Annotated in this window: 18 protein-coding genes; 9 read left to right on the top strand and 9 right to left on the bottom strand. The window is 64.3% G+C overall.

The window, feature by feature from the left end; all coding sequences use genetic code 11:
* Nucleotides 1–269: 269 nt before the first annotated feature.
* The 3 genes from aspS to BI347_RS04980 form a co-directional block, all read right to left on the bottom strand.
* Nucleotides 270–2,072 carry an aspartate--tRNA ligase gene (gene aspS / locus BI347_RS04990; RefSeq protein WP_071115427.1) on the bottom strand — a complete coding sequence of 601 codons (1,803 nt, stop codon included), beginning with the start codon at nucleotides 2,070–2,072 and terminating at the stop codon, nucleotides 270–272.
* A gap of 77 nt (nucleotides 2,073–2,149) precedes the next feature.
* Nucleotides 2,150–2,827, bottom strand: coding sequence for a DUF502 domain-containing protein (locus tag BI347_RS04985; protein WP_071113142.1), 678 nt, complete (start codon nucleotides 2,825–2,827; stop codon nucleotides 2,150–2,152).
* A complete protein-coding gene (locus BI347_RS04980) occupies nucleotides 2,827–3,078 on the bottom strand; it encodes an FmdB family zinc ribbon protein (RefSeq protein WP_071113143.1) in 252 nt (83 codons plus the stop codon). The genes BI347_RS04985 and BI347_RS04980 overlap by 1 nt, the downstream gene beginning before the upstream one ends.
* Before the next feature lie 237 nt (nucleotides 3,079–3,315).
* Between BI347_RS04980 and fabI the strand changes: the two genes are divergently transcribed.
* Genes fabI through BI347_RS04965 form a run of 3 tightly spaced genes read left to right on the top strand, consistent with a single transcriptional unit; the run spans nucleotide 3,316 to nucleotide 6,207 of the window.
* Nucleotides 3,316–4,113, top strand: a complete 798-nt coding sequence (gene fabI / locus BI347_RS04975; RefSeq protein WP_239690823.1) for an enoyl-ACP reductase FabI — start codon at nucleotides 3,316–3,318, stop codon at nucleotides 4,111–4,113.
* A gap of 10 nt (nucleotides 4,114–4,123) precedes the next feature.
* Nucleotides 4,124–5,059, top strand: a complete 936-nt coding sequence (locus tag BI347_RS04970) for a phosphate acetyltransferase (protein WP_071113144.1) — start codon at nucleotides 4,124–4,126, stop codon at nucleotides 5,057–5,059.
* Nucleotides 5,056–6,207: an acetate/propionate family kinase gene (locus BI347_RS04965; protein ID WP_071113145.1), complete on the top strand. Its 1,152-nt coding sequence runs from the start codon at nucleotides 5,056–5,058 to the stop codon at nucleotides 6,205–6,207. The genes BI347_RS04970 and BI347_RS04965 overlap by 4 nt, the downstream gene beginning before the upstream one ends.
* 57 nt (nucleotides 6,208–6,264) lie before the next feature.
* Here BI347_RS04965 and BI347_RS04960 read toward each other — a convergent pair whose 3' ends face one another.
* The gene (locus BI347_RS04960; protein ID WP_071115426.1) at nucleotides 6,265–6,963 is read right to left on the bottom strand and encodes a glutamine amidotransferase; all 699 of its coding nucleotides are present in this window, start codon (nucleotides 6,961–6,963) and stop codon (nucleotides 6,265–6,267) included.
* Nucleotides 6,964–7,137: 174 nt separating this feature from the next.
* Nucleotides 7,138–7,401: a 30S ribosomal protein S20 gene (gene rpsT, locus BI347_RS04955; protein WP_071113147.1), complete on the bottom strand. Its 264-nt coding sequence runs from the start codon at nucleotides 7,399–7,401 to the stop codon at nucleotides 7,138–7,140.
* Between the two features lie 129 nt (nucleotides 7,402–7,530).
* On the opposite strand from rpsT, the gene murJ reads away from it, so the two are divergent.
* Complete coding sequence (gene murJ, locus BI347_RS04950) at nucleotides 7,531–9,066, top strand: murein biosynthesis integral membrane protein MurJ (RefSeq protein ID WP_071115425.1); 1,536 nt, start codon at nucleotides 7,531–7,533, stop codon at nucleotides 9,064–9,066.
* Between the two features lie 57 nt (nucleotides 9,067–9,123).
* Nucleotides 9,124–9,963: an NADPH-dependent 7-cyano-7-deazaguanine reductase QueF gene (queF, locus tag BI347_RS04945; protein ID WP_071115424.1), complete on the top strand. Its 840-nt coding sequence runs from the start codon at nucleotides 9,124–9,126 to the stop codon at nucleotides 9,961–9,963.
* Between the two features lie 69 nt (nucleotides 9,964–10,032).
* Here the strand turns inward: queF and BI347_RS04940 are convergent, their stop codons facing one another.
* Nucleotides 10,033–10,710 (bottom strand): pseudouridine synthase, encoded by a 678-nt coding sequence (locus tag BI347_RS04940; RefSeq protein WP_071116344.1) that lies wholly within the window; start codon nucleotides 10,708–10,710, stop codon nucleotides 10,033–10,035.
* A 150-nt stretch (nucleotides 10,711–10,860) separates the two neighbouring features.
* On the opposite strand from BI347_RS04940, the gene BI347_RS04935 reads away from it, so the two are divergent.
* A complete protein-coding gene (locus tag BI347_RS04935; protein ID WP_071113150.1) occupies nucleotides 10,861–11,568 on the top strand; it encodes an alanyl-tRNA editing protein in 708 nt (235 codons plus the stop codon).
* 48 nt (nucleotides 11,569–11,616) lie between these two features.
* Here BI347_RS04935 and dtpA read toward each other — a convergent pair whose 3' ends face one another.
* On the bottom strand, nucleotides 11,617–13,104 hold the full coding sequence (gene dtpA / locus BI347_RS04930; protein ID WP_071113151.1) for a dipeptide/tripeptide permease DtpA: 1,488 nt from the start codon (nucleotides 13,102–13,104) through the stop codon (nucleotides 11,617–11,619).
* Between the two features lie 540 nt (nucleotides 13,105–13,644).
* Here dtpA and BI347_RS04925 point away from each other — a divergent pair.
* Nucleotides 13,645–14,619 (top strand): hypothetical protein, encoded by a 975-nt coding sequence (locus BI347_RS04925; protein ID WP_139166973.1) that lies wholly within the window; start codon nucleotides 13,645–13,647, stop codon nucleotides 14,617–14,619.
* On the opposite strand, the gene BI347_RS04920 is transcribed toward BI347_RS04925, so the two are convergent.
* Entirely contained in the window at nucleotides 14,616–15,533 is a 918-nt protein-coding gene (locus tag BI347_RS04920) for a LysR family transcriptional regulator (protein ID WP_071113153.1), read from the bottom strand. The genes BI347_RS04925 and BI347_RS04920 overlap by 4 nt on opposite strands.
* 117 nt (nucleotides 15,534–15,650) lie before the next feature.
* Between BI347_RS04920 and lysA the strand changes: the two genes are divergently transcribed.
* Nucleotides 15,651–16,880, top strand: a complete 1,230-nt coding sequence (gene lysA, locus BI347_RS04915) for a diaminopimelate decarboxylase (protein ID WP_071113154.1) — start codon at nucleotides 15,651–15,653, stop codon at nucleotides 16,878–16,880.
* A 72-nt stretch (nucleotides 16,881–16,952) separates the two neighbouring features.
* Here lysA and BI347_RS04910 read toward each other — a convergent pair whose 3' ends face one another.
* Nucleotides 16,953–17,267: a BON domain-containing protein gene (locus tag BI347_RS04910; protein WP_158020736.1), complete on the bottom strand. Its 315-nt coding sequence runs from the start codon at nucleotides 17,265–17,267 to the stop codon at nucleotides 16,953–16,955.
* Between the two features lie 211 nt (nucleotides 17,268–17,478).
* Between BI347_RS04910 and mltA the strand changes: the two genes are divergently transcribed.
* Nucleotides 17,479–18,729, top strand: coding sequence for a murein transglycosylase A (gene mltA / locus BI347_RS04905; RefSeq protein WP_071113155.1), 1,251 nt, complete (start codon nucleotides 17,479–17,481; stop codon nucleotides 18,727–18,729).
* Nucleotides 18,730–18,755: the final 26 nt, after the last annotated feature.

Below are 18,755 nucleotides of genomic sequence, written 5' to 3'. Positions count from 1 at the left end.
TGCGAGGCTTTATAAATCAGCCAGCCCGGACCCGGCAAATTGTAAATCGATATCGTTGCGATAAAGTTTTGCAATCGCCGCAACAGCAGGGCGGCCCGCAGCCACAACTGGCTTATCACGCTTATATGGGGATGAGCGCTCAAGGTTTCAAGCGACTTGCCGGAGACCGAAGGGCGCGCGTTCGCCAGTCGCCACCCCAGCCATGGACGCCCCGCCGGAAAAAAAAACGGACACCCAGGTGTCCGTTTTATGATTCGCCGCGGTCAGGCTCAGGCGCTGGGCTCGGCCTTCTGGCGCAGGCGCAGGTTCAGTTCGCGCAGCTGCTTGTCGTCCACCGCGTTCGGCGCGTTGGTCAGCAGGCACTGGGCGCGCTGGGTCTTGGGGAAGGCGATCACGTCGCGGATGGAGTCCGCGCCGCACATCAGCGTCACCAGACGGTCCAGGCCGAAGGCCAGGCCGCCATGCGGCGGCGCGCCGAACTTCAGGTTGTCCAGCAGGAAGCCGAACTTGTTCTGCTGCTCTTCCGGAGTGATCTTCAGCGCGCCGAACACCTTCTCCTGCACGTCGGCGCGGTGGATACGGATGGAGCCGCCGCCGATTTCCCAGCCGTTCAGCACCATGTCGTAGGCGCGCGCCAGGCAGGCGCCCGGGTTGCTTTCCATCAGGTCCTCGTGGCCGACCTTGGGGCTGGTGAATGGATGGTGGCAGGCGGTCCAGCGGTCCGCTTCCTCGTCGTGCTCGAACATCGGGAAGTCCACCACCCACAACGGGCGCCATTCGCGCACGAAGTAGCCGCCGGCTTCGCCGCGCTCGTGGCCGATCTTGATGCGCAGCGCGCCGATCGCCTCGTTCACCACCTTGGCCTTGTCAGCGCCGAAGAAGATGATGTCGCCGTCGTCGGCGCCGGTGCGGGCCATGATCTCGCTCAGGCCGTTCACCGACAGGAACTTGACGATGGGCGACTGCAGGCCGCTGTTCTCGTCGTTGGTGATCTTGCTCTTGTCGTTGACCTTGATGTAGGCCAGGCCCTTGGCGCCGTAGATGCCGACGAACTGGGTGTAGTCGTCGATTTCCTTGCGCGACAGCCCCGCGCCGCCGGGCACGCGCAGGGCGACCACGCGGCCGCCCGCCATGTCTGCCGCGCCGCGGAACACCTTGAACTCCTCGGTCTTCATCAGATCGGTCAGTTCGGTGAATTTCAGCGACACGCGCATGTCCGGCTTGTCGGAGCCGTAGTAGAACATCGCGTCGCCATAGGTCATGCGCGGGAACTTGCCCAGCTCAACACCCATCACGTCGCGGAAAATCTCCTGCGTCATGTTTTCGGTGATGTCCATGATCTGGTCCTCGTTCAGGAACGAGGTTTCGATATCGATCTGGGTGAATTCAGGCTGGCGGTCGGCGCGCAGGTCTTCGTCGCGGAAGCACTTGGTGATCTGGTAGTAGCGGTCGAAGCCGGCCACCATCAGCAGCTGCTTGAACAGCTGCGGCGATTGCGGCAGCGCGAAGAATTCGCCCGGGTGCACGCGCGACGGCACCAGATAGTCGCGGGCGCCTTCCGGAGTGGAGCGGGTCAGCATCGGGGTTTCGATGTCGATGAAGCCCTGCTTGTCCAGGTGGTTGCGCACGCCCATCGCCACGCGGTAGCGCAGGCGCAGGTTCTTCTGCATCGCCGGGCGGCGCAGATCGATCACGCGGTTGGTCAGGCGGACGTTTTCCGACAGGTTCTCGTCGTCGATCTGGAACGGCGGCGTGGCCGCGGCGTTGAGGATTTCGATTTCCTTGGCCAGGATCTCGATCTCGCCAGAGATCATCTTGCTGTTGGCGGTGCCGGCCGGGCGCTCGCGCACGATGCCGCTGATCGACAGCACGTATTCGTTGCGGCTGCTGTCGGCCAGCTTGAACGCTTCCGGGGTATCCGGGTCGATCACCACCTGCACCAGGCCCTCGCGGTCGCGCAGGTCGATGAAGATCACGCCGCCGTGGTCGCGGCGGCGGTGCGCCCAGCCTTTGACCGTGACGGTCTGGCCGAGGTATTTCTTGTCGATAAGTCCACAGTAATCGGTACGCATTGGGTAAACCTTTTTATTGAATCCGGTAAAGCTCCCGCAAGGGAGAAAGGCGTTTAGGGGCTAGACAGGGTGACGGCCTAGCCCTGCCGATTATGTTCGTCATTCAAGCGCGGACGCTGGGCTTCCGGCGGCGGATTGGGTACCACCACGCCCATCGAGATGACGTACTTGAGCGCGTCGTCCACGCTCATGTCCAGTTGGCGGGTGTCGCTGCGCGGCACCACGATGAAGTAGCCCGAGGTGGGATTGGGGGTGGTCGGCACGTAGACGCTGACCAGCTCCTCGCCGTCCTCAGCGTATTGCAGCACCTGCTGCGCCGGGGTGCCGGTCTGGAAGGCCACGGTCCAAGCGTTCTGGTGCGGCCAGCGCACCAACAGCGCGTTCTTGAAGGCGTTGCCGGAGTCGGAGAACAGCGTGTCGCTGACCTGCTTGACGCTGTTGTAGATCGAACGCACCACCGGGGTGCGCGACAACAGGCCGTGCCAGAACGCCACTAGCTTGCGGCCCAGCACATTGGCCGCCAGCATGCCGGTGCCCATCACCACCAGAACGGCGAACACCACGCCCAGGCCTGGCACATGCATGCCGAACAGCGCCTCCGGCCGCCACTCCCGCGGCAGCAGCGTCAGCGTCTGGTCCAGCGAGCTGATGATCAGGTTGAGCACCCATAGGGTCACCGCCAGCGGCAGCCAGATGACCAGACCAGCGATCAGGTAACCCTTGAGGGTCATTTTTATCTTGGGGGATACCGACATCAGTCGCAACCGCAGCCGGTGCCGCAACTGTGGCCGCCGCCGCCATCGCTGCTGCTGGCGGCGCTGGCGCCGCCCTTGAAGTCGGTGGCGTACCAGCCCGAACCCTTCAGCTGGAAGCCGGCGGCCGACAACTGCTTGCGATAGTCGGCGCTGCCGCAGGCCGGGCAGTTGGCAACCGGCGCGTCGCTGAGTTTTTGCAGGTGTTCCTTGGCAACGCCACAGGCGCTGCAACGATATTCATAGATCGGCATAGCTTTATTTCCCCGCCAATTGACCACAATGGCATAATACCCTTGGATGCTGCACTGCACCACACTTGGAACTAAACTGTGTACAGGCTTGACTGTACAGGTGCGGCCACCGGCTTTCAAACTCAAGTGCGCCGCCTTGCAAACCGGTGATTATATCCGACTGAAACGGCAATACAAAAACCACTTTCACATCCGCTTCCCGCAACACCGTCCCGCAACGCTATCCCGGAGGTCTACATGGTTTACCAAGAAGGTCAGATGGAAAGCATTCGCAACATTCTCGCCGGCAAAAAAGGACTGATCGTCGGCATCGCCAACGAGAACAGCATAGCCTACGGCTGCGCCAGCGTGCTGCGCCAGCTGGGCGCGGAATGCGCGGTCACCTACCTCAACGCCAAGGCCGAGAAATACGTGCGGCCGCTGGCCGAGGCCTTGCAGTCGCCGCTGGTGATGCCGATGGACGTGGAGCAGCCGGAGCAGATGCGGACGGTGTTCGAGCAGATCGCCAAACACTGGGGCACGCTGGACTTCATCATCCACTCCATCGCCTACTGCCCGGCGGAAGATCTGCACGGCCGGGTGACCGACTGTTCGCTGGCTGGCTTCCAGCAGGCAATGCACGTGTCCTGCTATTCCTTCATCGAAATGACCCGCCTGGCCGAGCCCTTGATGCAGAACGGCGGCAGCCTGATCACCATGAGCTACTACGGCGCCGACAAGGTGGTGGAGAACTACAACATCATGGGACCGGTGAAGGCCGCGCTGGAGAGCGTGTCCCGCTACCTCGCCAACGAACTGGGCCCCAAGCGCATCCGCGTGCACGTGGTGTCGCCCGGCCCGCTGAAAACCCGCGCCGCCTCCGGCATCGCCCACTTCGACCAATTGATCGAAGACGCCATCGCCCGCGCGCCGCAGAACCGCCTGGTCGACATCGAGGAAGTGGGCGCCACCTGCGCCTTCCTGATTTCCAACGCCGCCAGCGGCCTCACCGGCCAGACCATCTACGTCGACGGCGGCTACCACATCAAGGCTTGAGGAGCGCAGCATGACGCACGACGACCACGCATTCGACGACATCCTGCAACAGGCGCGCGAACGGGGCCCGCTGCCGATGGCGGTAGCCCACCCCTGCAGCCGAGAATCGTTGCTGGGCGCGGTAGAGGCCGCGGAAAACGGCATCGCCACCCCCATCCTGGTGGCACCGCTGGCCAAGCTGAAAAAACTGGCCGACGAACTGGGCATCGACCTCCGGCGCTTCGAGTGCATAGACGTGGAACACAGCCACGCCGCCGCCGAACGGGCAGTGCAGCTGGTGCGCGACGGCTACGCCGACATCCTGATGAAGGGCAGCCTGCACACCGACGAATTCATGAGCGCGGCGCTGGCGCGCGACACCGGCGTCCGCACCGACCGCCGCATCAGCCACATCTGGGTGATGAAGGTGGAAAGCTATCCGCGCTATCTGTTCATCACCGACGCGGCGATCAACATCGAGCCCGACCTGATCACCAAGCGCGACATCTGCCAGAACGCCATCGACTTGACCCACGCGCTGGGCATCGCCTGCCCCAAGGTGGCCATCCTGGCCGCGGTGGAAACCATCAATCCCGAGATGCGCTCGACACTGGACGCCGCCGCGCTGTGCAAGATGGCCGACCGCGGCCAGATCACCGGCGCCATCCTGGACGGCCCGCTGGCCTTCGACAACGCCATCTCCAAGGAGGCCGCCGCCAGCAAGGGCATCGTCTCGCCGGTGGCTGGCGACCCGGACATCCTGCTGGTGCCGGACCTGGAGGCCGGCAATATGCTGGGCAAGCAGCTGACCTACCTGGCCGGCGCCGCCTCGGCCGGCGTGGTGATGGGCGCGCGGGTGCCGATGGTGCTGACCAGCCGCGCCGACGACGCCAGCGGCCGCCTGGCCTCCAGCGCCATCGCCAATCTGCTGGCGCACAAGCGTCGCCAGGGCGGAGGACGGCCATGAGCGCCTGCCTGCTGGCCATCAACGCCGGCTCCGCCACGCTGAAATTCCGCGCCTTCAGCGCCGACGGCCAGATCTTGCTAGCCCGCGGCATGGTGGACCGTTTCGGCAGCGACAACGCCCGTCTGCAGCTAGCCAACGCCAAAGGCCAGACGCTGGAGGAGCAGGCGCTGCCCGATGCCGAACACGCCACCGCGCTGGCGGCGGTGTTGGACAGCCTGGCCGACCAGGCGCTGGAAACGCGGGCGTTGGCGCACCGGGTGGTGCATGGCGGCAACCGCTTCGTGCAGGCGGTGCGGATAGACGCCGAGGTGAGAAGCGCGCTGGAGGACTACATCGCGCTGGCGCCGCTGCATCAGCCGGTGAGCCTGGAGGTGATCGACGCCTTCGCCGCGATGGACAGCCGGCTGCCGCAGATCGCCTGCTTCGACACCGCCTTCCACGCCAGCCAGCCGGTGATCGCCACCCGCTTCGGCATCGCCCGTCACTGGCATGACGAAGGCGTGCGCCGCTACGGCTTCCACGGCCTGTCCTACGCCGCCATCGCCCGCCGCCTGCCGGAGCTGAATCTAGACCACCGCAAGACGGTGGTGTGCCACCTGGGCAGCGGCGCCAGCGCCTGCGCGCTGGAGTCTGGCCGCAGCATCGCCTCCAGCATGGGCTTCTCCGCGGTGGACGGTCTGGTGATGGGCAGCCGCCCCGGCTATATCGACCCGGAAGTGATCCTGTACTGGCAGGAACATGAAGGCATGGGGGTGAAGGATGTGCGGCGCGAGCTGTACAAGAACTCCGGCCTGTTAGGGGTGTCCGGCATTTCCGCCGACATGCGCGAGCTGCTGGACAGCGAGCAGCCGGCCGCGCGCGAGGCGGTGGAATTGTTCTGCTACCGGGCAGCGCGCGAAGTGGCCAGCCTGGCCGGCGCGCTCAGGGGGCTGGACGGACTGATCTTCACCGCCGGCATCGGCGAGCACTCGGCCGAGGTGCGCGCCAGAATACTGCAGCAGCTGTCCTGGCTGGGCTTCGAGCTAGACCACGCCGCCAACCTGACCCATGCCCGCCGCCTCACCACCGCCGCCAGCCGCCTGCCGGCCTACGTGCTGCCCACCGACGAAGAGGGCGAGATGGCGCGCCAGGCCGCCCGGCTGCTGTAAACCAGCAGGCCCGCGCAGGCGGGCCGGTTCTCATCTCAAAAATAGCGCTCGCTGCGCTTACCCCAGCCCGTCCAGCCAGCGCGCGAACACCAGGGAGCCCTGCCGCCGCAGCGTCTCGCCATGGCGGCGGCACTGCTCGCGCAGCGTGCGCGGATCGATGCCGGTGGCGGCCAGCTCGCAAGCATGGCCTACCAGCCAGCTTTCCAGCCGCTGCGGATCGGCCTCCAGGTGGAACTGCAGGCCCAGCGCGTGATTGCCGATGGCGAAAGCCTGGTTCGGACACCGGGCGCTGGCCGCCAACCGCTGCGCGCCGTCCGGGATGTCGAACTGGTCGCCATGCCAATGCAACGCCAGCGGCGAGTCGGCCAGCGGCGCCAGCGCCGAGCGCATGCCGGCCTCAGTCAGTTGCAGCTCGGCAAAACCAATTTCTTTATGCCCCATCGCCGCCACGCCCGCGCCTAACGCCCGCGCCATCAGCTGCGCCCCCAGGCAGATGCCCAGAATCGGACGGCGCGCCTGCAGCCGGCGCCGGATCGCGCCCAGTTCGTCGACCAAGAAGGGATAAAGCTCGTCGTCGAAGGCGCCGATCGGCCCGCCCAACGCGATCAATAAATCCACCTGCTCCAGCGCCAGCCCGTCCAGCCGGTCCACGCCGGCCTCGCGGTACTCGATGCGGAAGCCGCGCGCCTGCAGCAGCGGCTGCAGAATGCCCAGATCCTCAAAGGCCAGATGGCGAATGGCAATAGCGGTTTTCATGGCGGCCCATTCCTTATGCTAAAGCTGGAACAGCCAGTATCGTGAAATCCGCATGGAATGTCGATGCGCGACGGCAAACACCCCCGCTGCGCGATGCAGGCGGGGGTGTTTGCCGAACACAAAAGGCTCCGCGCTGCGGAGCCTTTGCGTATTCTTTTCAGCCTGGGCTGAGGATCAGGCCATAGCCTTGATCTGCGAGGACAGACGGCTCTTGTGACGAGCAGCCTTGTTCTTGTGGAACACGCCCTTGTCAGCAATGCGGTCGATCACTTTTTCGGAAGCGTGGAATACTACCTTAGCGGCAGCCTTGTCACCGGCTTCGATTGCCTTGAGCACTTTCTTAACTGCGGTACGGAACGCAGTACGCAGGCTGGCGTTGTGCGCGCGCTGCTTAAGGGCTGTGCGTGCACGCTTGCGAGCTTGTGCGCTGTTAGCCATGAATCTATCTCCTGATGAGCGGAATCTGAAACTCGCGATTCTAAGCCCTAAACTCAGGTTTTGCAACAATAAACGGGCCGGCGTAAACTAGCGGCCTTGCTCAACCCGCCCTGTGTTGCCTAATTCCCAATGAACCTGCTTAAGGCCCTGGCTGCAGTCAGCAGCATGACCATGGTGTCCCGCGTTCTCGGCCTGGTCCGCGATACCCTGGTCGCACGGACTTTCGGCGCCGGCTTGTCCGCCGACGCTTTCAACGCCGCTTTCAAGATTCCCAATATGCTGCGGCGGCTGTTCGCCGAGGGCGCCTTCTCGCAGGCTTTCGTGCCGATACTGGGCGAATACAAGCAAAACCGCACACACGAGGAAACCCGCCAATTCGTCGCCAAAGTCACCGGCGTGCTCGGCTCGGTGTTGTTGCTGGTCACCGCGCTGGGCATGCTGTTCGCGCCGCTGATCATGTGGATCTCCGCGCCAGGCTTCTACCGCGAGCCGGCCAAGGCCGCGCTGTTCGCCGACATCCTGCGGGTGTCCTTTCCTTATATCTTCTTCATCTCGCTGTCGTCGATGACCGGCAGCATCCTGAACAGCTGGGGCAAATTCTCCATCCCAGCCTTCACTCCCACCTTCCTCAACCTCAGCTTCATCGTGTTCACGCTGTGGCTCACCCATTACTTCCACCCGCCCATCATGGCCTTGGCCTGGGCGGTGTTCGTCGGCGGCCTGGTGCAGTTGGTATGGCAACTGCCCTTCCTGAAGCAGATAGGCATGCTGGCCCGGCCGGCGTTCGCCTTCCGCGACCCGGAGGTGTGGCGGGTAATCCGCCAGATGGGCCCGGCGATCTTCGGCGTGTCGGTGGCGCAGATTTCCCTGCTGATCAACTCCACCTTCGCCTCCTTCCTGCCCACCGGCAGCGTGTCGTGGATGTATTACGCCGACCGGCTGATGGAATTCCCATCCGGCGTGCTGGGCGTGGCGCTCGGCACCATCCTGCTGCCATCCTTGTCCAAGCACGCCGCCAGCAAGTCCGACGCCGAATTCAGCGTGCTGCTGGACTGGGGCATCCGCCTGTCGCTGCTGCTGGCGGTGCCGGCGACCGTGGGCCTGGGCCTGCTGTCCGGTCCGCTGCTCTACACCATGTTCATGTACGGCAAGTTCACCCCGCACGACGCGCTGATGTCGCAGCAGGCGGTGATCGCCTATTCCTTCGGCCTGCTGGGCCTGATCCTGGTGAAGGTGCTGGCGCCCGGCTTCTACGCGCGCCAAGACATCAAGACCCCGGTGCGCATCGCCGTGATCACGCTGTGCGCCACCCAGGCGATGAACCTGGCTTTCGTGTTTCCGCTCAAGCACGCCGGCCTGGCGCTGTCGATCGGCCTGGCTTCCTGCCTGAACGCCGGCCTGCTGCTGACCCGCCTGCGCCAGCGCGGCATCTACCGCCCCGGCGCCGGCTGGCAAAGCTTCCTCCTGCGGCTGGCGGCGGCCATCCTGGTGATGGCGGCGGTGCTGCTGGCCTGCCAGCACTACCTGCCGATAGACTGGCATGGCCGCGCCTGGCAGCGCGCGCTTTGGCTGAGCCTGCTGGTCGCCGCCGGCGCCGTCGCCTATTTCGCCTCGCTGTACGCGCTGGGCTTCCGCCCGCGCGAATTCATGCGCAAGGAACACTGAGGCGCCTGCCGTTATAAAACAGTCAGGCCAGGGTCTGGCAGTACAAGGAAACCGAATATGAACACTCACGCCGCCACCCCGGAACATTCGCCGCTGGGCAAAACCGTCTGCTACCAGGACCATTACGACAAAAGCCTGCTGTTTCCCATCGCCCGCCAGACCAAGCGCGACGAGATAGGCGTGGAGGAAACGGCGCTGCCGTTTGCCGGCGTCGACATCTGGACCGGCTTCGAATTGTCCTGGCTCAACACCCGCGGCAAGCCGCAGGTGGCCATCGCCACCTTCCGCATCCCTGCCGACAGCCCCAGACTGATCGAATCCAAATCGTTCAAGCTGTATCTGAACAGCTACAACCAGACGCGGCTGGACAGCGTCGCCGCGCTGGCGACGCAGTTGGCGGGCGACCTGTCCGAAGCCGCCGGCGCGCAAGTGGAAGTGGGCATCACGCTGCCGCGCGACTTCGCCGCCGAACAGGTGCGAGAGCTGGCTGGGGAATACATCGACGATCTGGATATCGCAGTGGACAACTACGCGCCCTGCCCGCACATTCTCCAGGCCGACGCGGCCGACATCGTCAGCGAGACGCTGTGCAGCAATCTCTTGAAGTCCAACTGCCTGGTCACCGGCCAGCCGGACTGGGGCAGTGTGGCCATCCGCTACACCGGCCCGCGGATAGACCGCGAGGCGCTGCTGCGCTACCTGATAGGCTTCCGCCAGCACAATGAATTCCACGAACAGTGCGTGGAGCGCATCTTCGTCGACGTGCTGCGCGCCTGCGCGCCGGAACAGCTCACCGTCTATGCCCGCTACACCCGCCGCGGCGGCCTGGACATCAACCCCTGGCGCAGCAATTTCGAATCCGCGCCGCAGGACAACGTCCGCGCCGCGCGCCAGTAAGGCGCCGGCGGCGGACAAAAAAAGGGATGCCTGAATGGCATCCCTTTTTGTTTGCAGTCCAGCACGGCGTCAGAACGGCGCCGGCGCCTCGAACTCCATCTCCTCGAACGTCACCGGATGCCGCAACACCAGCCTTGATGCGTGCAGCAACAGGCGGTTGGCCTTGGCCAGCACCTCCGGCGGCGCGTAGATGTCGTCGCCCAGTATCGGGTGCCCCATGTCCAGATGCAGCATGTGCATGCGCAGCTGGTGGGCGCGGCCGGTTTGCGGGTCCAGCTCCACCCGGGTGAGGTCGCGGCCGGTGTCGCGCGAGATCACCCGGTAATGGGTGATGGCTTGCTTGCCACACTCCAGATCCACCTTCTGCCGCGGCCGGTTCGGCCAGTCTATGCTCAGCGGCAGGTCTATCACGCCGCTATTGGTCTCGACAATGCCGTCCACCACCGCGATGTAGCGCTTCTTCACCTTGCGCTCCATGAAGGCGATCGACAGCGCGCGCTGCATTGCCGGACCGCGTCCCATCACCACCAGGCCGGAAGTGGCCATGTCCAGCCGGTGCACGGTCAAGGCGTCCGGGTATTCCTTCTGCGCGCGGCTGATCAGGCAGTCGGCCTTGTCCTCGCCGCGTCCCGGTACCGACAGCAGGCCGGAGGGCTTGTCCAGCACCAGCAGGCAGCTGTCGGCGTAGATCACGGAAAGGCCGGTGTCCGGCGGTGGATTGTAGTGTTCCAGATTATGTTCTTGCATCGACTGCGGTCCAAAAAAACGATTGGCGGCGATTATCGGCGCTAAAGCCTTGCGCGACAAGCTGTTACCACCTTTTGTTCGCGGCGCTGTCACTTGAAATCCGCCGGCGCAGCCATCACCCTACCCTGACAAGACGACAAAGGAAGCACCATGGCAGAACAATTCTATCAAGATCCTTATCAAACCCGCCTCGCCACCCGCGTGCTCAACCACGGCGATGCCGGCCTGGTCCTGGAAGACACGCTGTGCTATCCGCTGGGCGGCGGCCAGCCCGGCGACAGCGCCACGCTGAGGCTGGAGGACGGCGGCGCGCTGCGCATCGTCGACACCCGCCGCGACCGCGAAAGCCGCGCCATCCTGCACCAGACCGAGGGCGACGTCCTCCTCGCGCCCGGCACCGCGGTGACGCTGGAGCTGGACTGGGAACGCCGCCACCGCCACATGCGGATACACACCTGTCTGCATTTGCTGTCGGTGGTGATCCCGCTGGGCGTCACCGGCGGCAACCTCACCGCAGAATCCGGCCGGCTGGACTTCGACCTGCCCGAAGGCATGGAGCTGGACAAGGACGATATCGAGACCCGCCTCAACCAGCTGATCGCGCAGGATCTGGCGGTGGGAATACGCATGACCAGCGGCGAGGCGCTGAAGGCGCAGCCGGAGTTGATCAAGACCATGTCGGTGACGCCGCCGCTGCATTTGCCGGAGATCCGTCTGGTGGAAGTGGCCGGCGTCGACCTGCAGCCCTGCGGCGGCACCCATGTGGCGCGCACCGGCGAAATCGGCCGGGTGCGGGTGAAGAAGATGGAAAACAAGGGCGCGCGCAACAAGCGGGTGGTGATCGAACTGGCCGATTAAAGCAAACGGGGGCCTAAGCCCCCGTTACTGTCCGGATGGGCGTCAGGCTCAGCGCGCGTCCAGCGCCAGCTCGTGCTCCGGTTTCTCCGCTTTCTCGTCCAGCGTCATCCGGTGCAGCCACGGCGCGATGACGATGGTGACCAGGGCGATGCCGCCGGTCACCACCCCGATCTGGGTGAACACGCGGCTGTAAATCTCCAGCGTCGCCAGCGGATCGGTCACATTGTCCGGCGCTGCGGTCAGGCCCGCCACCCAGCCGGCTATCACAGACGACGCCGCCGAGGTGAGGAACCAGGCGCCCATGATGAAGCCCATCAGCCGCTGCGGCACCAACTGCGCCACCATCGCCAAACCCAGGCCGGAAATCAGCAACTCGCCTATGCTTTGCAGCAGGTAGCTGAGCACCATCCAGTTGGACGACACCAGGCCCTGGGCGTTGGCGTACTTGGCGCCCAGCGGCAGCACCAGGAAGGCGCCGGCGCACAGCACCATGCCGATGGCGAACTTGTGCGGCATCGGCAGGCGGTTGCCCAGCTTGTTGTAGCACAGCGCCAGCAGCGGGCTGGCCAGCATGATCCAGAACGGGTTCAGCGACTGGAACTGCTCCGGCTGCACCGCGATGCCGAACAGTTCGTGCACGGTGTTGTGGATGGCGAAGAAGTTCAGCGACAGCGGCATCTGGTTGTACAGCACGAAGAACACCGTGGCCTGCAGCATCAGGATGGCGGCGACGATCATCTTTTTGCGCTCGGTGCCCTGCAGCGCCAGCGTTTCCTTGGCGAACACGCCGATCACACCGATGGACAGCACCGCCAGCACGATGTTGGCGATCAGCGAATGCTTGAGCAGCAGCGCGGCGATCAGACAGAACGCTACCACGCCCGCCAATACCGCCAGCCAGGTGGACAGCTTGGGCGTCTTGAAGTCGGCGGCGGAACCGTAGTCCTTCACCCAGCTCTGCATCAGCAGGAAATTGGCGACTGTGATCAGCATGCCGGCCACCGACAGCGCGAAGGCGTGGGCATAGCCGAACTGGTCGGCCAACCACGGCGTGGCCAGCATCGACAGCAGCGAACCGACGTTGATCGCCATGTAGTACATGGTGAAGGCGCCATCCAGGCGAGGATCGTTCTCCTCGTAGCACTTGGACAGCAGCGACGAAGGATTGGCCTTGAACAAACCGTTGCCCACCGCGATGGTGCCCATACCCAGGTAAAGCAGGCTGATGTGGTCGGCGGAAGCCGTCACCATCGCGTAGCCGGCGGTCAGAACCAGCGCGCCCAGCAGAATGGTGCGCTTGGTGCCCAGTACCTTATCGCCCAGCCAGCCGCCCACCGCCACCAGACCGTAGACCAGCGCGATGAAGGACGAGAACAGCGTGAAGGAATCGGCCTCGCGCAGGCCCAGCGCCTTCACCAGATAGACGGCCAGAATGCCCTGCAAGCCGTAAAAGCCGAAACGTTCCCAGAATTCGATCGAGAAGATCAGATAAAACGGCTTGGGTTGCCGCAAGGGATTGAGCGCGGTCGACGTCATATTGGGTTCCTCGTGATGCCACAGCTGCTGCGAACCCAGGTCAAGACTTCTGCAGGCCGGATCGGTGACGACGACAAGACGCGCAGCGCGCCGGCCGTTGCCGGTCACGCCAGGGTGGGACAGACAGTGGTCACTACTGAAAAGTTAAGCAAACTTCCGCCATCGATCAGAGAAACACCGAAATTATCGGCTTGGATTGATGAAAGATAGCGTTCAGGAACTATTGATGAAGCATACGGTCGCAGCTGTCAACGCAGGCGGCCGGAATCCGGCCCAGATATCCCAATGGCACCAACACGATCTGATTAAGCATTGGTTAATTTTACGTGAAGGTTTTTAAAAAACATTTCTAAATGAATTTAAATTCCAAAAAATGTTTATTTTTAGAATTTAATTGCAAACAAGACCCGCGGGCTTGAAACCCCATTTCGATGGCCACTGACAAGAACGCCACGGAATAAACTGATCGAAAGAACAGCACGGCTGGCATCCACGCGGACTATCCCTCCAAGTAAGCCCATAGAGAAGAGGAAGCCCGCCATGCCGTTGCCCCGCCTAAGCCTTCCACTATTGTGTCTGCTGGCCCTTGGGGCCCAAGCCGCGCCCAACCCGCCTTTCGACCCCACCCCGCTGCCCTGGCAGGAACTGGCCGCCCGCCTGCGCCACACCTACTACACCGGCGGCGTGCACAATGAAAAGTGGTGCCTGCCGCCCTTCAACTGCACTTATCCGCGCCAGCCCGGCCAGCCCAGCAACCCGCTGTTTCCCAAGTGGTGGGTCAGCGAATGGACCATGTACCGGGTGTTCAAAAACTACGAACAATATCCGCCGCCCTACGCTTCGCCGCCGGCCGGCCTGAGCCCGGACGACTACGAAGTGTCCTACGGCGCCAGCTACTACGACGCCAGTTACGTGCCTGCCGACGGCGATGGCGCAGGCGCGATGATGGAACACTACGACAAGCGCTGCCTGCCAATCTTCCCCGGCAGCAACCACTACAGCTGCAGCTTCGTCTCGCTCGGCAACAAGGCCTATTTCCTGCGCTACGCCGATAGACCGCCCGGCACGCCGCAATGCTGCCAGTTTTCGCTGAACAACCACCCGCCGCGGCAGGACTTCATCCGCCACCTGCCCTACAACCAAGCGGAAAGCAGCCATCTGGACAACAGCCTGCAAGCCTACTCGCGGCTGGTGGGACCGCAGAAAATCCTGTTCGGCTACGCCTTCAACAAAAAAGCGGCGCGCGACTCCGGCGCGCCCGCCGGCAAGCCCTACCGCCATCCGCAATCGTTCTACTTCTCCGGCGACCCCAGCCCGGAACCGGACGCCCCGATCGTCAGCCAGAACTACGACAATTTCCGCGCGGAGAAACCCGACCCGGCCAAGACCTGGAACCAAGTGGCGCAGATGTGCCCGGCCAAGCCGGAATGGTGCTGTCTGTTCGCCAGCGACTGTCCGGACAAGCCCAAGTCCGAGGAGGCCAATCCCAAGTCCTGGGCCACCGCCAAGCCCTAAGCCACCAGAGCGGCCAGTTGCCGGTCAAGCACCGCCGCCTGCCGCCGCAGCAAATCGGCAAACTGCTGCGGCAGCGGCGAGGCCGGGCGGAACTGCGGCAGCGCCAGCTGCACGCAGAAGGGAATCGACGCCGCCAGCGGCCGCACCGCCAGGCCATTGCCGGCCTCCGCCAGCGCGGTTAGCGGATTGACGATGGCCAGGCCCAGTCCCAGCCGCACCATCGCGCACACCGAAGCGGCGCTGTGGCTGGACAGCTGCAGCCGCCGTTCTACCCCCTCGCGGGCGAACCAGGCATCCACCTGCTGGCGGTAACTGTCGCTGGCGGCCAGGCTGATGAAGGACTGCCCGGCGAAGTCCGCCGCCCGCAGCCGGTTTTTCGCCGCCAGCGGATGCCCCTCCGGCAGCACGCACAATTCATCGCCCTGCCACAAGGGCTGCAGCTGGCAGCCGGCCGGCGCCTGCTGCTGTTCGGTCAGCCCCAGGTCGAAGCGTTGCGCCGACAGCCACTCCTCCAGCCACGGCGACTCTTGCGGGCTGATGTCGATGCCGACATCGGGAAAACGCTCGACGAACTCCGCGCATACCGCCGGCAACAGCGCCTGGGCGAACACCGGCAGGCAGGCGATGGCCAGTTGGCCGCCGGCGAACTGGCGGATGGCGGCCGCGCTGCCGACGATGCGCTCCAGGCCGACAAAGCTGCGCTCCACCTCGGCAAACAGCTGCAGCGCCTGCTGGGTGGGCCGCAACCTCCCCCGGCTACGCTCGAACAGCACCAGCCCCAACAGCTGTTCGCAACGCGCCAGCTCACGGCTGACAGTGGGCTGAGAGGTATGCAGCAGGCGCGCGGCGCCGCTGACGCTGCCGCTGGTCATCACTGCGCGGAACACTTCGATATGACGCAGATTAATGGACATGGCCAGCCCCGATAAAAATCAATCCATATCATAAATGAAAGACATAGCCACAAATTGCTATTTTATTTTTGCTAAAAAGCGGCTGATGATGGGACAAACCTATCCGGAACCATCAGCATGCACGCATTCGACACCCGCCAGCTCGCCGACATCGCCCGCCAGCACAACGCTCCCTTGTGGGTCTACCACGCCGGCACCATCCGCCAGCGCATCGCCGAACTGCGGTCGTTCGACGTGATCCGCTACGCGCAGAAGGCCAACTCCAACATCCACATCCTGCGGCTGATGCGCGAACAGGGCGTGAAAGTGGACGCGGTGTCGCTGGGCGAGATAGAGCGCGCGCTGGCCGCCGGCTACCAGAGCGGCGGCGAAGAGGCCGACATCGTGTTCACCGCCGACGTGCTGGACCACGCCACGCTGGCCAAGGTGGTGGAGCGCGGCATCCCGGTCAACGCCGGCTCGATAGACATGCTGAGGCAACTGGGCGCAGTCTCCCCTGGCCATCCGGTGTGGCTGCGCATCAACCCCGGCTTCGGCCATGGCCACAGCCAGAAAACCAATACCGGCGGCGAAAACAGCAAACACGGCATCTGGCACGCCGAGCTGGAGCAGGCGCTGGCGGCGGTCCGCCAATACAAGCTGAAACTGGTGGGCGTGCACATGCACATCGGCTCCGGCGTCGACTACGGCCACCTGCGGCAGGTATGCGGCGCGATGGTGGAACTGGTTGAGCGACTGGGCTGCGACATCGAGGCCATTTCGGCTGGCGGCGGCCTGTCCATCCCCTACCGCGACGGCGAAGTCCGCATCGATCCCCAGCACTATTTCCAGCTGTGGGACGAGGCGCGGCGGCGCATAGCGGCCCGGCTGGGCCACCCGTTGCGGCTGGAAATCGAACCCGGCCGCTTCCTGGTCGCCGAGTCCGGCGTGCTGCTGTCCGAAGTGCGGGCGGTGAAAAACATGGGCAGCCGCCATTTCGTGCTGGTGGACGCCGGCTTCAACGACCTGATGCGGCCATCGCTGTATGGCAGCTACCACCACATCTCGATTCTGGACCGCCAAGGCGCGCCTAAATCCGGCAGCATCGACACCGTCGTCGCCGGCCCCTTGTGCGAATCCGGCGACGTGTTCACCCAACAGGAAGGCGGCACGGTGGAAATCCGGCCATTGCCGCCGGCCGAGATCGGCGACTGGCTGGTCTTCCACGACGCCGGCGCTTACGGCGCCAGCATGTCCTCCAACTACAACAGCCGGCCGCTGCTGGCCGAGGTTCTGGTCGACGGCGACCAGGTCCGCCAGATCCGCCGCCGCCAGACCATGGCCGAGTTGCTGGCGCTGGAAGCCTGACCCTGGGCAACACATGCGAAAAAGCCGGACGTCGCCCGGCCTTTTCGCACATTCCTTCATCCTTGGGGATGATCAGCTTTTCTGTTCCATCTTGTTGATCACGAACTTGACGCCCGGAACCTGCTCGGCGATCTGGCCGGCCTTGAACATCTGCTGGTCGTCGCTCATCTGGCCTTCGATGGTCACTTCGCCCTTGCTGCTGCTGACCTTCAAGTCCAGCGCCTTCAACTCGGAATCGGCGTCCAGCGCCTGCTTGACGGCGGAGGCCAACTCGGCGTCGGTCGGCGCGGCCACGGCAACGGCGCCGTCGGCGTAAGCGTAGCTGGCGAAAGCGCCAGAGAAGGCCAGTGCGGCCAGCAGCAGGGTTTGGCTTGCAAAACGTTTCATCATCTTCTCCAATTTCTCGCGACAAATGCCGGCTGGCACGATCCACATCCGGCGGACCACACGGAACGCCACCATGTTAGCGGTGAAACTTTTCCGTTTTGTTGCAACTCAATGACATTGAGCCAACTGCAACATTCCAGCGACACGCTGCGCGACACGCAGGTTACAATCCACTCCATCCATCAAGAGAAGGCCGCCACGGCCAGTAGGCATGACGCACATCCTGTCCCCAAAACGCTGGCCGCTATGGCTGGCCTTGTTGATCCTCGCCGGCTGTGGCACCACCCCGCCCAGCAGCTTCCCGCAACACCCTTCCAGCGGCAATGAAACCAGCAGCCTGGCCGCCCTGCCCGCCTGGAACAGCCAGACGCTGGAGGATTCGCTGCAAGCGCTGAAGCAAAGCTGCAAGCCGCTGCAGAAGAAATCGGCCTGGAGCGGAGTCTGCCGCGAAGCCGGCCAATTGCAGGAAAACGACGGCGACGCCGTGCGCCGCTTCTTCGAAAACCGCTTCACCGCCTGGAAGCTGCATGACGGCAACCGCGACAGCGGCCTGGTCACCGGCTATTACGAACCGCTGCTCAGCGGCAGCCGCACCCGCTCCGAGCGCACGCCGTGGCCGGTATACGGCGTGCCTCGCGACATGGTCAGCGTCGACGTCCCCGCCAGCCAGCGCGGCCGCGGCGCGCTGCGCGCCAAACAGGCCGCGCCGGGCCGGCTGGTGCTGGCCGCCTCCGGCGATATCGAGATCAACCCGGCCGACTTCCCCGCCGACCCGCGCGGCAGCCGGCTGAAGGGCCGGCTGTCGGGCTCGCGCCTGCTGCCCTATTTCACCCGCGGCCAGATCAATCAGGGCAGCATCAGCGGCAATGCGCCGGTGATCGCCTGGGTGGAAGACCCGGTAGAGCTGTTTTTCCTGCAGGTGCAAGGCTCCGGCCGCATCCAGTTAGACGACGGCAGCTTCATCCACGTGGGTTTCGCCGACCAGAACGGCTATCCCTACCAGTCGATAGGCAAGTGGCTGGTAGACCAGCGCCAGATGACGCTGGGCGACGCCTCGATGCAAGGCATCAAAGACTGGCTCGCGCGCAATCCGCAACGCCGCGACGAACTGTTCGCGGTCAACCCCAGCTATATCTTCTTCAAGGTCATGCCGGGCGACAACGGCGGACCGGTAGGCGCGCTGGGCGTGCCGCTGACCGGCGGCTACAGCATCGCCGTCGATCCACGCTACATCCCGCTGGGCGCGCCGGTCTACCTGTCCACCACCTGGCCACACTCCACCCTGCCGCTGACGCGGCTGGTGCACGCCCAAGACACCGGCAGCGCGATCAAGGGCGCCTTGCGCGCCGACCTGTTCTGGGGCTACGGCACCGAAGCCGGCATGTACGCCGGGCGGATGAAACAGCAAGGCAGCATGTGGCTGCTGCTCCCCAAAGGGCTGACGCCCGCCTCCGCGCTGTGATAAAACGGGGCTCCGGCCCCGTTTCC

The sequence above is a fragment of the Chromobacterium sphagni genome (assembly GCF_001855575.1).
GTDB classification, from domain to species: Bacteria; Pseudomonadota; Gammaproteobacteria; order Burkholderiales; family Chromobacteriaceae; genus Chromobacterium; species Chromobacterium sphagni.
The sequence above is the reverse complement of the archived record's forward strand: the minus strand, read 5'-3'. Positions and strand labels throughout refer to the sequence as shown.